Raw genomic sequence first — 11,925 nt, 5'->3', positions numbered from 1 at the left:
AGTTTCATCGGAGGTGCCGGCATGAGCCCCGATCCTCGAGCGAAATTCCGCGCGCTGACCCGGGTCTTCGACCCGATTTACCGGCCGTACCTCGACGCCGACGACGGACCCGGCTCGTCGTACGTCCCGGAAGCGCACGAGCACTATCGCGCCGAGCTCGAAGCCGCGCTCGACCTGAACGACAACGCGAAGCTCCTGCTCGCAGGCCAGCCCGGATGCGGCAAGACCACGCTCTTGCTCAGCATCGCCCACAGGCTGCGGCGCGAGGGGCGGCTCGTCGCGTTCGTCGACCTCGAAGCACAGACGGCCGTGCAGGACCTCGGCTCGCTGGAGATGTACCTCGCGGCCAAAGCCGAGATCGTCGCGGAGGTGAAACAAGCGGGAATCAGCCTCTCGGAGAAGACGACCGAGATGCTGCGCAGCGCCCTCGAGCGCCTGCTGGGCTCGCCCGTCGCGCCCGACCTCGACGCCCTCGGCGCAGCGCTCCGCCGGCTGCTCTCCACGGTACGCGAGAGCAAGCTCTTGCGCGACGAGCTGCGGCGGCAAATCAAGGAATCGGGCTTCGAGCCGATCGACATGCTCGCCGGCCTGCTTGACGATCTCGAAGAGCACCGGCCCGTCGTGCTGCTCGATGGCCTCGACAAACTCCCGCCCGTGCAGGCGCGCGACGCGTTCCTCGGCGATGAGAAGAAGCCGATGGTCGAGGCGCCGGGCGCGGCGATTTTGACGATCCCGATCTCGCTGATCTACGAGCCGACGTTCAACGTCCTCTCCGAGAGGTACAACAACGCGGGCAGCGCGGTCCTCCCCGCGGTTCGTCTCTACGATCTGAACCCCCACACGAACACGCGCAGGCGCTCCGAGCAGGGCGTGAGCATCATGCGCCGCATCGTCGAGGCGCGCGTCGAGCCGATCGATCCGCGGATCGTGATGCCCGAGGCCGTCGAGCGCGCGATCGTGGGCTCGGGCGGGAACATCCGCGAGCTCGCGCGGCTCTTGCAATCGAGCGTGGTGAAGGCGCACGTCCGCCGCGGCACGTTCATCGAGGAGCAGGACGTGGCCGCCGCCATCGCCGACCAGCGCGAGTCGTTCCGCCGCGCCTACGATCCACGCTTCTTGCCGGTGCTGGAGAAGGTGCGGCGCGAGTTTCGCCTCGAAGGACAGGGCGACGTGACGAAGCAGCTCCTCTACGGGCTCTGGGTGATCGAATACCGCAATGGCATCGCCTGGTATTCGCTGCCCGACCCCGTGGAGCAGCTCCTCCGGCAAATGGAGAACTGGGCCGGATGACGCCGGAGGCGCGCATCGAGGAGATCTCGGCGCGGCTCTCGCTCGCGCAGGGATCGCCGTCGCTGCTCGTCGTGGTGGCCGAATCCGACGCGACGCTCGACGAGGCGCGCGGGCTGCTCGTGGGCATTTTGCAGACAGCGTCGATGCGCGTGGAGGACCTCGGCGCGTGTGACGTCGACACGGGTCCGGCGCGCTGGGTCGAGCTCACGCACGAGCGCGCGGGAGGCGCGTACGTGCTCTCCGCGGCGCCGTGGGGCCCGTTCAGCGGCGGCGCATTCGCGGGCCTCCTGAACGCCGAGCGCGAGTTCTTGCGGCGGCTCTCGGGCCCGGTGCTGCTCGTCGTCTCCCGCGAGACGGAGCGAATCCTCCGGCAAAAGGCGCCCGATTTCTTCACGTGGGCCGCGCGGGCGTACGAGCTGCCCGCGCCCGCGGAGCTCGCCGCGATCGCGCGCAAGCTCGGCGTCCTGCCCGCGCGCGCGCCCGGCGTCCCCTCGGAGGAGGCGCCGATTCGATTCCTCCACCTCTCGGACCTCCATTTGAGGCCGCAGCGGGTGAAGCGATACGATCAAGACCGCGTGCTCCGCGGCCTCGTCGATTTCCTCGCGCAGGACCGCGCGCGTTTCCCGCTCGACCTCGTCTTCGTCACGGGCGACCTCGCCCACAGCGGCAAACCCGAAGAGTTCGAGCTCGTGGTCGATCTCTTCCGGCACATCCTCGACGTGACGGGCGTCCCGCCCGCGCATTTCTTCGTCGTCCCCGGCAACCACGACGTCGACCGCGACGTGGGCCGGTGGCTCCGGCGCACGCTCGACAAGGACGAGGAGGCGATTGCCTTCTTCGAGGACGAGCACGCCCGGCGATTCCACGCGCAGAAGCTCGAAGCGTATCGCGCGGGCCTCGCGCCGCTGCTCGGTGAGGACCGCGCGCTCGGCCTCGGTGTCGGCGCGAATACGGTCGAGGTCGTGACGGTGCGCAGCGCGCGGATCGCGGTGGCGTCGTTCAATTCGTCGTTTTTCGCGCAAGGCGACGACGATCACGGAAAGCTGTGGCTCGGCGAGCCGAACGTCGATCGCGCCGGCGACCGCATCGCCGACGAGGGCGCGCGGGCCGCCATCGCGCTCATGCACCACCCGTTCGAGGAGCTGCACGAGCTCGAGCGCGACATCATCGAGCACCGCTTCGAGCGGGTCTTCGACCTCGTCCTGCGCGGCCACATGCATCAGCCGAAGAGCCGGGGCATTGCCTCGCAGCGCGGCGGGTTCGTCGAGCTCGCGGCGCCGTCGGCCTACCAGGGCAGCCCGTGGCCGAACGGCTGCCTGCTCGGCGAGCTCTTCCCGCGCTCGGGCAAGGTGCGAATCACGCCGTACACGTATGCTTCGGGCGCGGATCCCTGGGTGCTCGATACCAAGGTGTTTCCGGACGACGCGAAGGACGGATACACGCACACGTTCAGTGTGCCCGAGAAGAAGCGAACGCCGAGCGTATTGCGGAGGCATCTGGCCCGGGCGACGGAAGAGGCGGTGGAAGCCGCGCCGGAGGCCGTGCAAAGGCAGGTCGCGAAGGTGCTCGGCATCGAGGCGCCGAGCAGCCGGATGTCGAAAGAGGTCGCGAAAAAGGTCGCGCGGGCCGCGGCGGCGAAGGTGGACGATCCGGCATTGCTCGCGAACGTGGTGGACGAGCGGCGCATGAGCACGGCGCTGAGCAAGACGGCCGCGGACGAGCTCGAAGCAGGAGGACCGACACGGATTCCGCGGTCGGACCCGCAATTCTTGGAGAAAGCGCTCGGGCGGGTGGCGGAGTTCATCCACCGCAAGGTTCGCGGCAAGGTGGCGAAGGACGCCGCCCGCGACGAGATGCTCGTGCAGCTCATCGCCACGGCGCTGAGTCACATCGTGGATGGGCCTGTCTCGGTGGAACGCTTGCTCCCGGACGCCGGGCGACCGCTCATCGTGATTGGCGCTCCGCATGATGCGCCGGCGATTCGGTCCGTCATCGGCGTGCATCTGGTATCGAAACTAGGGGATTGGGCGCACAACGAGCTTTCGGAGAAGAGACGCGAGCGACTCGATCTCCATCTGGAGAGCGCGCATGCCGAGCACGGCGCGCTCGTGGAAGTGTACACGGGCGAGGGCGACGCGGTGCCACGCATCGAGCCTACGAAGACGCCGTCAGGCCGGAACGTCTTCGTGCTTCATCTGTACTGGTAGGGACGCCGCTCTCAGAACGAAAGCGCGAATCCGTCCGCCGTCGGCTGGAAGCGGACCTTGGTCTCGTCCTTCCGCGCCGCGCTCGTGGGTTTGTCCGGGCTCGAAGAGCGCGTCGCCACGAAAACGATGCCGACGATCGTGAGCGGCAAACCCACGAGCATGGCCGTTCCGCCCGTCGAGATGAGCACGATGCCGAGCGGGTCTTTTCCCTTGTCCCGCACGCGATCGATGCCCCAGGCGAGGCTCGCCGTGCCCATCCCGAGCGTGATGGCGCCGCCGATCAGGAGCCCCACGCCGGACGAGCGCTTCTTCTTTTTCTTCGGCCGCCGCAGCTTCTCCAGGTCGACCTCGACGGGGGACGCGGAGACCACGGGGACCTGCGGGAGGTCAATCGTCACCGAAGCGCACGCGCAAAGCGAGAAGATGCCGCGCGAATCGCAGGTCTGCGTGCCCGGCCGGCCATCCTGGCAGGCGCAACGAACCTCCGCGCCGGGCCTGCACATCCGCGGCCCGGCCGCGAGGAACGTGGGATCGTAGCTGAACGACACGGACGGCGCCGAGGGCGAAGGCTCCTCCGCGCGCGCGAGCGACGCCACCGTGAGGAGCGCCGCGACCATCAAGCAAATACCAAGCGATTTCGCCATGATGCCATTCCTTGGCGTGAATGCGATAGCGCAAGGTACCACGAAGCGGACGGGCGGCGCAATCTCGCGCCGCGTCACGCGTCCAGGAGCGCTGCAAAGCCCCGCGCCGGATCCTGCGGGTCGAAGACGAGCGTGAGCGTCCCTTTTCCTGCAAACGCGCGCCATTGTTCGCGGAGACGGGAGAGCACGCGTCGCGCCTCGCGCACCCGCTCGGGCGCGAGCACGGGGGCGGCCTCGACGCCCGCGCGGGCGCAATTCGAGGCGATGACCTCCAGGATCGCGGCGTCGGCGTCCTCCGCAGAGGACCATCGGGCGCCCGCGAGCGCCTCGGCGAGCAAAAGCTCGGCGAGGTCGTCCCCGAAGCCCGCGTACTTGTTTGCGCCGCCCTTGCGATTGGCTTCGTCGTTGATGCGCGCCGGATCCACGCCCGCGTCGACCCGCCCCCAAAACCCCTTTTTCAGGCCAAACGCCGCCTCGACGACCAGGTGCACGAGGTCGTGCGGGAGCTCGTCGCCGTAGGTCGGAAAGACCCAGGAGACCTCGGTGCCGTCGCTCCGGTGGACGTAGATGCGGTCGCGCTGGCCGGGGACGCGGACGAAGGCGGCGCGGAGGTGCGGGGGCATGGACGTGGGATCAGGAGGCGAGCTCGGGCTCCTCGAAGGCTCCGCGGTACACCGCGTCCACGGACAGCGAGCAGCCAATCGACACGAGGTCGATCGAGCCGCTCGCCGCCTCATGCAGAATCCAGGCGCCTTCATCGGCTCGACGGTAGACCTCGATGAGCTTGGTCTGGTACGAGACGAGAACGTATTCGCGAAGGGAGGGAATTCGCCGATAGTGCGCGAATTTCTGGCCACGGTCGTAGGCCTCGGTGCTCTTCGAGAGCACCTCCACGAGCACGATGGGATTGACGATGCCGTTTTTGTCCTCGGCATCCACCTGGAGCTTGCCGCAGATGACGCTGACGTCGGGGTAGGTCGATAGGCCAGTCGCTTGGATCCGGATGCGAACGTCCGCAGGATGTACCCGGCAGGGACGGCCCTCGAGCTGGTTGCCGAGCGCTCGGAGCACGTTCCCCGCGAGGAGTCCGTGGTCAGGCGTCCCCCCGGCCGTGTCGTAGATCTGTCCGTCCAGGTACTCGTGCTTCGTCTCGCTCGCCTCTTCGAGGGCGAGGTACTTTGCGAACGTGACCTTGAGCTTCCCCGCCGGCTCCGCCATGACCGAACCTCCACCGACAACCTAGCGCGCCCGCCGCAACGCCGTCAGCTCTCGCCGCCCGGTTTTTCCAGCCAGAACGACCCGATCCCCAGCGCATCCATCCTCGTGCGCCGATAACAATCGATCGCCTGGTCCGGCGTGTGCACGATCGGCTCGTTTTCGTTGAACGACGTGTTGAGCAGCACCGGGACCCCCGTCTTCTCCTCGAAGACCCCGAGCAGGTCGTAATAAAGCTCGTTCTCGGCCCGCCGCACCGTCTGCACGCGGCCCGTGCCGTCCTCGTGCGTGATCGCCGAGAGTTTGTCCTTCCATTCCGGGCGGACCTTGTAGACGATGATCATGAACGGCACCTCGTGATCCCCGCGGAAACAGGTGCTCAGCTTCTCGAGGCGCACGACGGGCGCGAACGGGCGGAATGGCTCGCGGTTTTTGATGCGCGCGTTCAGCGTGGCCTTCATCCCCGGCCAGCCCGGATGGCAGAGGATGCTGCGGTTGCCGAGCGCCCGCGGGCCCCATTCCTCGCGGCCCTGGAACCAGCCGACGATCTTGCCCTCGGAGAGCGCTTGCGCCGCCGCCGCGAGCAATTCGTCCCGGCCGAGCTTGCGGAACGGGAGGCCCGAATGCACGAGCGCCGCCTCGATTTCGTGGTCCTGGAAGCTCGTCCCCCAGTACGCATGCTTCACCTCGGGCGTCCGCGCCTCGCCGTGCACGCCGTGCTTCACCCAGAGCGCCGCGCCCACGGCCGTGCCGTCGTCCGAGGCCGCGGGCTGGAAATAAGCCCGGTCGACCCAGCCCTCGGTGATCATTCGACCATTGCCGACCGAATTCAGCACCGACCCGCCCGCCATCGCCACGCTGCGCACGCCCGTCCGCTCGACCGCGTCCCCCACGAGCGCGAGATACACCTCTTCAAACCGCGTTTGCAGCGACGCCGCGACGTCCCGATCCCGATCCGTGATCGGCTCCTCGCGCCGGCGCGCAGGGCCGAAGAGCGTGGCCATCGCGTCCGACCAGAGCCGCGGGATCTGGATCTCCGCGCCGTCCACGGTCTCCATCCCCTCGCTCGACTTGTGGTGCCTGAAAAACGTCAAATCGAGCCGGAGGCCCTGCTCCGGATCCCAGCGCACGAGGCGACGCATCTCCCGGGCGAATCGATTGACGCCGTACGCCGACAGACCCATCACCTTGTATTCCTCGCCGAACTTGTCGAAGCCGAGGAACTGGCAGACGGCCGTGTAAAACACGCCGAGCGAGTGCGGCCAGAGGTTCTTTCGCAAGATCTGGATGCGATTGCCCTCGCAAAGGCCGACGAGGCTCGTCGCGAAATCGCCGGCGCCGTCGCAGGTGATCGCCGTTGCGCGGTCGAACGGCGACCAGTAGAACGCGCTCGCCGCGTGCGCGAGGTGATGCTCGACCCGGTGGAATTTCGCGCGGATCGAGGCCTCCGGGACGCCGAGCGCCTCGGCCACGAGCCCGCCGCTCGTCGCGACCTCGCGGTGCACCGCGAGCCGCTTCACCGCGCTCGGCACGCCCGTGAACGGCCTCGACGCGATGAACGCGACCTTCGCCGCCACGTTCGCCCGCGGATCACGCGCCACCGCGATGTCCGTGAGGTCCTGCGCCGTCGCCCCCGCGAGGCGCAGGACCTCGGCCACGGCGAGGCGCGGAAAACCTGCACAGTGCTTTTTCCGGTTGATCCGCTCCTCGGCGATCGCCGCGAGGATGCCCCCCTCACCGATCAGCGCCGCCGATGCATCCCCGTGCGCCGAATTGATGCCCAAGACGAGACGCGACATTCATTTCTCCGTTGCGCCCAGGTCGCGCGGAGGCGAAAGGTAACGATCGAAAGCGGGCAGCGTCAAGCCGGCATGGTCCGGGGCCCGCAGGATCCCCTTCGCATGCGCGTCGTCGCCGTCAACCAATTTTATGCCCCCGACCACGCCGCCACGTCGCAGCTGCTCACCGAGCTCTGCGAGGACCTCGCCGCCGCGGGCGACGACGTGACGGTCATTGCGAGCCGCGGCGGATATCTCGGCGGCGACGCACCTCCCCTTCCAACTCGCGAGCACATCCGCGGCGTCGACGTCGTGCGGCCCTTCGCCACGCGCTTCGGCAAGGCCACGATGGCCGGCCGCCTCGCCGATTACCTTTCGTTCTGGGCCACGAGCGTGCTCGCTGCCGCCCGCGAAGCCAAACCCGACGTGCTGCTCGTGCTCACGACCCCGCCGATGATCGCCGCGGGCGGCGCGCTCGTCGCCCTCGCCCGCCGTTTGCCGCTCGTGACGTGGGTGCAGGACGTCTATCCGGAGGCCGCGATCCAGCTCGGTTATCTCGCGCCGCGTGGCCCGGCGTCGCTCGCGCTGCTCGGCCTCGGCCGCGCGACGCACCACGCCGCCGCCCGCATCGTCGCGCTCTCCGAAGGCATGGCCGATCGCCTCGTCGCGCAAGGCGCGCCCCGCGAGCGTATCCGCGTCCTGCCGAACTGGTCCGACGGCCGCCTCGTGTCGCCCCGCGAACGCGAGGGTCATCCTTTTCGTAAAGCCCATGGTTTGGACGGACGATTCCTGGCGATGTACAGCGGCAACCTCGGCATCGGTCACGACGTCCGGACGTTCGTCGAGGCCGCGCGGCGCCTGAAGGATTCGTTGCCCGAGCTCGTCGTGTTGTTCATCGGGGACGGCGTGCGGCGCGCCGAGGCCGAGGCGCTGGCGAAGGGCCTCGAAAACGTGCGTTTCCTGCCGTATCAGCCCCACGACGCGATCGGCGAGAGCCTCTCGGCCGCGGACGTCCACCTCGTCTCGTTGCGCGAGGATCTCGAAGGCTTGCTCGTCCCGAGCAAGCTGTACGGCGCGCTCGCCGCGGGGCGGCCGGTGCTCTACCTCGGACCGCCGCGCTGCGAGGTCGCCCGCGTGGTGCGCGACGACGATCTCGGCTGGACGGGCCGCCCCGGCGACGTCGAGGGCCTGTGCCGCGCGCTCGAAGACGCGGTCACGCGGAGGGCCGTCTGGGACGAGAAGGGCACGCGAGCCCGCAGGATCTTCGACGAACGGTACGATCGTCCCGTATCCTCGGCCCGCTACCGCGCCCTGTTGAAGGAGGCGTCGAACGCTCTGCCGCCGCTCGCGCGTCGGCCTTGAATGTGGAAGACCCACCGGACAACCAAGATCCAGCGATGATGGGAGGCATCGGAGCATGAGGACCTACCTGGCGGCGTTCGCGCTCTCGGCGCTCGTCAGTGGGATCTTCACGCCGCTCGTGCGCCTCCTCGCGTTCCGGCTCGGCGCGGTCTCGCGGCCCGGCGGCAGGCACGTGCACCGCCACGAGACGCCGAGGCTCGGCGGCCTCGCGATTTTTGCGGGGTTCTTCGCGCCGCTCGTGGGCCTGTTTTTCGTGCAATCGGTCGTGGCGCAGGCGTTCACCCAGGACGTGCGCAAGGTCATCGGCCTCTTCGCGGGCGGCGCGATCCTCTGCGGCGTGGGGGCGATCGACGACACGCGTGGCCTCCGCGCGCTGCACAAGCTCTATGCGCAGCTCGTGGTGGCCGTGCTCGCGTTCGCCTGCGGATTCCGGATCGAGGCGATTTCCTTGCCCTTCGTGGGCGAGCTGTCGATGGGCATCTTCGCCCTGCCCGTCACGGTGCTCTGGATCGTGGGCATCGTGAATGCGGTGAACCTCATCGACGGGCTCGACGGGCTCGCCGCGGGCGTCGTGTTCTTCGCAGCCCTGACGAATTTCGTCGTCGCGTATCTGTCGTTCGGCACGCTGCCGGCGCTCTTCATGGCGACGATGATGGGCGCGATCATCGGGTTTCTTTTCTACAATTTCAACCCCGCGCGCATCTTCATGGGCGACTCGGGGAGTTATTTCCTCGGCTACGTCATCGCCGCGACGTCGCTCATCGGCGCGACGCAAAAGGCGTCGACCACGGTCTCGCTGCTCGTGCCCGTGGTGGCGCTCGGCGTGCCGATCTTCGATACGCTCTTCGCGATGGTGCGGCGCTGGCTCGAGCGGCGGCCGCTGTTCTCGCCGGATCGCGGGCACATCCATCACCGCCTGCTCGACATGGGCATCACGCATCGACGCGCGGTGCTCATCATTTACGGCGTGAGCGTGCTGCTCACGGTGGCGGCGATCGGGATCTCGCTCGGCCGGAGCTGGCAGGTGGGGCTCGCGCTCGTGGCGAGCAGCGTGGTGTTCATCGGGCTCGTGCGCGCCGTGGGCTATTTCGAGCAGGTGCACGGGCGGCGGCGGCAAAAAGAGAGGCTGCGCTCGCGCGACAGCGAGATCTTGCGGCGGCTCTTGCCGCGGCTCCCCGCGCGCTTCGAGGCGGCGCGGTCCGAGGCCGACGTTCTCTCCACGCTCGGGCTCTTCGCGCTCGACGGGCAGCTCGCGTACGTCGAGATCCTCCCCGTGACCGAAGGCGAGCCGACGGCGTTTCGCTGGACGAACCCCACGGACGAGGATCCCTACGGCCGGGATGTTGTGTCGGCGCGTTATCCGATCGGCCGGGACGACGCGGCGCGGGCGGAGCTGAAATTCGGCCTGCGCAGCGATTTCGGCGACGTCTCGCCGCAGACCGAGGTGCTGCTCCAGGTCGTGACGGACATGGTGGAGGCGAGCCTCGCGCGCGTGAAGAGTCGCCTCGCGCCGCGGGTGCTTGCGGAAGCGGCGGCAGCCGAAACACCGGCGCTCGAGGCCGCGTCGGGGACGTGAGGAGACGACTTGACGGCCAGTTTTTGATGGCCAAGGCTGCCCCGCGGTGATTCTGCTTTATCATCATATCCTGCCCGAGGGCGACGCCGCGGGCCTCTCCGACGAGGATGGGCTCTTTTTCCGGCACAGCCCCGAGGCGTTCCGGTTTCACCTGGAGGAGCTTCAGCGGCGGGGTTATCGGTTCGGCTCGCTCGATGATCTCGTGCGCCAGATCGACGACGGCCGCGCGGAGGACGATCACTCGGCATTCGTGACGTTCGACGACGGCTGGCGAAACCAGCACGAGCACGCCTTGCCGATCCTGCGGGCGCTCGGCATCCCGGCGACGTTCTTCGTCACGACGGAACACCTCCGCAAAGGTGTCTCGTGCGCGAAGCGGATGGGCCCGGCCGAGCTGCGCGCGCTCGTGGACGCGGGCATGACGATCGGCTCGCATACGCGCACGCACCCGGATCTCGTGCGCCTCGACGATACGCGCCTGGAAGACGAGCTGCGCGGGAGCCGGCAGGATCTCGAGGATCTGCTCGGCAGGCCCGTCACGCTCTTCGCCTATCCGGGCGGCTCGCTCTCCGCGCGCGTGGTCCGCGCCGTGCGCCGCGCCGGCTACGAGGCCGCGTGTTCGAGCTTTGGTCCGGCGCGGAACGACGCCACCTCGATCTTCTGGCTTTATCGCGACGTGATCAGCGCGTCGATGCAGAGCCCGCGGGATCGTTATCGTCTCTCGCCCGTCGCGCGGCGGCTCCTCACGTTCCGCGTCGAGCGTCGCTTGCGCGCGAGCCTGCACCGCCGCGCCTGAGGAGAGCCATGACGGAGATTCTGGTTCGTGCCATTGCGCGCGGCGAGGTCAGGGAGCACGTCGCGTCGTTCGCGCAATTGCACGGCGTGCGGCCGGAGGAATTCGACGCCGATTTCATGGACTGGTGGTTCTTCCAGAACCCCACGCACGACGGGCTCCTCTCGGGTGCGTTCGACGGCGACAAGCTGGTCGGCTACGTGGGTTTCGCCGCGCAGCACCTTCGCGTGGAGGGGCGGCGCGTCTCGGCCGCGATCCTGAGCAGCGCGTTCACGCACCCCGACTACCGTGGCAAAGGGCTCTTCCAGCGATTGATCCGGTTTCTCGTCGAGGCCGCGGGCGCGCGTGGTCACGAAGCCGTCTTCGGCTGGCCCAACGAGACCGCGCTGCGGATCTATCTGGGCCGGCTCGGCTTCTCGGCGATGTTTTCCGTGGACCGATCCGCCCGTCCGGTGTCCTGGGGCCCGCTCGGCGCGCGATTCGGCGCGCCGGGCGTCTTCGCCGCGACATGCGTAGGCGCCGCGTTCGATCGAATGCTGCCGCTGCGCCTCGGCCGCTACCGCTACGAGGTCGGACCTCCTGGCGAAGAGGAATGGCAAGGCTTCATGGCGAGGGTGCTCGCGGATTCCGATTGCGTGCTCGAACGCCCGCATGCGTACGTCCGCTGGCGCCTGTCGCGTCCGCGGCGCGAATACATCGAGGTGCGGATCCTCGACGAGGGCCATACGCTCCGCGGTTGGGCCGCCGCCCGCCTGCCCATCCCGGGCGAGCCGCAACGCCTGCACGTCGGCGATTTTCTCGTCGCCCCGCGGAGCCGCGGCGCGCCCCGGGCGCTCTTCGCGGCCTGCGCCATGGAGGCCCGCCGCCATTCCCTCGAGCAGGTCTACACGATCGCGCGCTCGGCCCGGATCGGGGGCTCGCTCGCCTCGCTGGGCTTTCTGTCGAGGCGCTCCACGACGCCCATCGTGGCGATCGCGACGTCGAACGCGGACCTCTCGCTTTATCGCAGGTGGGAGTACCGCGACGCCGACATGGACATGTTCTGAGCCACGTCCGGGCT

The 11,925-nt window shown here is 68.6% G+C and carries 10 protein-coding genes; 6 read left to right on the top strand and 4 right to left on the bottom strand.

The window, feature by feature from the left end; genetic code table 11:
- Positions 1 to 21: 21 nt before the first annotated feature.
- Together QHF85_RS28870 and QHF85_RS28865 are read left to right on the top strand one after the other, a co-directional pair.
- Positions 22 to 1,290, top strand: a complete 1,269-nt coding sequence (locus QHF85_RS28870; protein ID WP_281330569.1) for an AAA family ATPase — start codon at positions 22 to 24, stop codon at positions 1,288 to 1,290.
- Complete coding sequence (locus tag QHF85_RS28865; RefSeq protein WP_281330568.1) at positions 1,287 to 3,497, top strand: metallophosphoesterase; 2,211 nt, start codon at positions 1,287 to 1,289, stop codon at positions 3,495 to 3,497. The genes QHF85_RS28870 and QHF85_RS28865 overlap by 4 nt, the downstream gene beginning before the upstream one ends.
- An 11-nt stretch (positions 3,498 to 3,508) precedes the next feature.
- Here QHF85_RS28865 and QHF85_RS28860 read toward each other — a convergent pair whose 3' ends face one another.
- The 4 genes from QHF85_RS28860 to QHF85_RS28845 all read right to left on the bottom strand — a co-directional run bounded on the left by QHF85_RS28860 (position 3,509) and on the right by QHF85_RS28845 (position 7,155).
- The gene (locus QHF85_RS28860; RefSeq protein ID WP_281330567.1) at positions 3,509 to 4,141 is read right to left on the bottom strand and encodes a hypothetical protein; all 633 of its coding nucleotides are present in this window, start codon (positions 4,139 to 4,141) and stop codon (positions 3,509 to 3,511) included.
- A gap of 74 nt (positions 4,142 to 4,215) precedes the next feature.
- On the bottom strand, positions 4,216 to 4,764 hold the full coding sequence (locus tag QHF85_RS28855) for a hypothetical protein (RefSeq protein ID WP_281330566.1): 549 nt from the start codon (positions 4,762 to 4,764) through the stop codon (positions 4,216 to 4,218).
- Between the two features lie 10 nt (positions 4,765 to 4,774).
- A complete protein-coding gene (locus QHF85_RS28850; protein ID WP_281330565.1) occupies positions 4,775 to 5,359 on the bottom strand; it encodes a Uma2 family endonuclease in 585 nt (194 codons plus the stop codon).
- Between the two features lie 44 nt (positions 5,360 to 5,403).
- Entirely contained in the window at positions 5,404 to 7,155 is a 1,752-nt protein-coding gene (locus QHF85_RS28845; protein WP_281330564.1) for a carbamoyltransferase C-terminal domain-containing protein, read from the bottom strand.
- Between the two features lie 102 nt (positions 7,156 to 7,257).
- Between QHF85_RS28845 and QHF85_RS28840 the strand changes: the two genes are divergently transcribed.
- The 4 genes from QHF85_RS28840 to QHF85_RS28825 are packed head-to-tail and all read left to right on the top strand — an operon-like array spanning position 7,258 to position 11,911.
- Positions 7,258 to 8,496: a glycosyltransferase family 4 protein gene (locus QHF85_RS28840; RefSeq protein ID WP_281330563.1), complete on the top strand. Its 1,239-nt coding sequence runs from the start codon at positions 7,258 to 7,260 to the stop codon at positions 8,494 to 8,496.
- 55 nt (positions 8,497 to 8,551) lie between these two features.
- Positions 8,552 to 10,072: an MraY family glycosyltransferase gene (locus tag QHF85_RS28835; protein ID WP_281330562.1), complete on the top strand. Its 1,521-nt coding sequence runs from the start codon at positions 8,552 to 8,554 to the stop codon at positions 10,070 to 10,072.
- A 46-nt stretch (positions 10,073 to 10,118) separates the two neighbouring features.
- Entirely contained in the window at positions 10,119 to 10,868 is a 750-nt protein-coding gene (locus QHF85_RS28830) for a polysaccharide deacetylase family protein (RefSeq protein WP_281330561.1), read from the top strand.
- 8 nt (positions 10,869 to 10,876) lie between these two features.
- Complete coding sequence (locus QHF85_RS28825; protein WP_281330560.1) at positions 10,877 to 11,911, top strand: GNAT family N-acetyltransferase; 1,035 nt, start codon at positions 10,877 to 10,879, stop codon at positions 11,909 to 11,911.
- Positions 11,912 to 11,925: the final 14 nt, after the last annotated feature.

This window comes from Polyangium sp. 6x1 (genome assembly GCF_029946515.1).
Taxonomy (GTDB): Bacteria; Myxococcota_A; Polyangia; order Polyangiales; family Polyangiaceae; genus Polyangium.
Note: the sequence above shows the minus strand (reverse complement) of the source record. Positions and strands in the feature narration are given on the sequence as shown.

Bases quoted from the DNA above. Each gene is read 5' to 3' on its own strand.
- QHF85_RS28860 (WP_281330567.1), bottom strand. From the start codon at position 4,141: ATGGCGAAATCGCTTGGTATTTGCTTGATGGTCGCGGCGCTCCTCACG.
- QHF85_RS28870 (WP_281330569.1), top strand. From the start codon at position 22: ATGAGCCCCGATCCTCGAGCGAAATTCCGCGCGCTGACCCGGGTCTTC.
- QHF85_RS28825 (WP_281330560.1), top strand. From the start codon at position 10,877: ATGACGGAGATTCTGGTTCGTGCCATTGCGCGCGGCGAGGTCAGGGAG.
- QHF85_RS28835 (WP_281330562.1), top strand. From the start codon at position 8,552: ATGAGGACCTACCTGGCGGCGTTCGCGCTCTCGGCGCTCGTCAGTGGG.
- QHF85_RS28845 (WP_281330564.1), bottom strand. From the start codon at position 7,155: ATGTCGCGTCTCGTCTTGGGCATCAATTCGGCGCACGGGGATGCATCG.
- QHF85_RS28840 (WP_281330563.1), top strand. From the start codon at position 7,258: ATGCGCGTCGTCGCCGTCAACCAATTTTATGCCCCCGACCACGCCGCC.
- QHF85_RS28850 (WP_281330565.1), bottom strand. From the start codon at position 5,359: ATGGCGGAGCCGGCGGGGAAGCTCAAGGTCACGTTCGCAAAGTACCTC.
- QHF85_RS28855 (WP_281330566.1), bottom strand. From the start codon at position 4,764: ATGCCCCCGCACCTCCGCGCCGCCTTCGTCCGCGTCCCCGGCCAGCGC.
- QHF85_RS28865 (WP_281330568.1), top strand. From the start codon at position 1,287: ATGACGCCGGAGGCGCGCATCGAGGAGATCTCGGCGCGGCTCTCGCTC.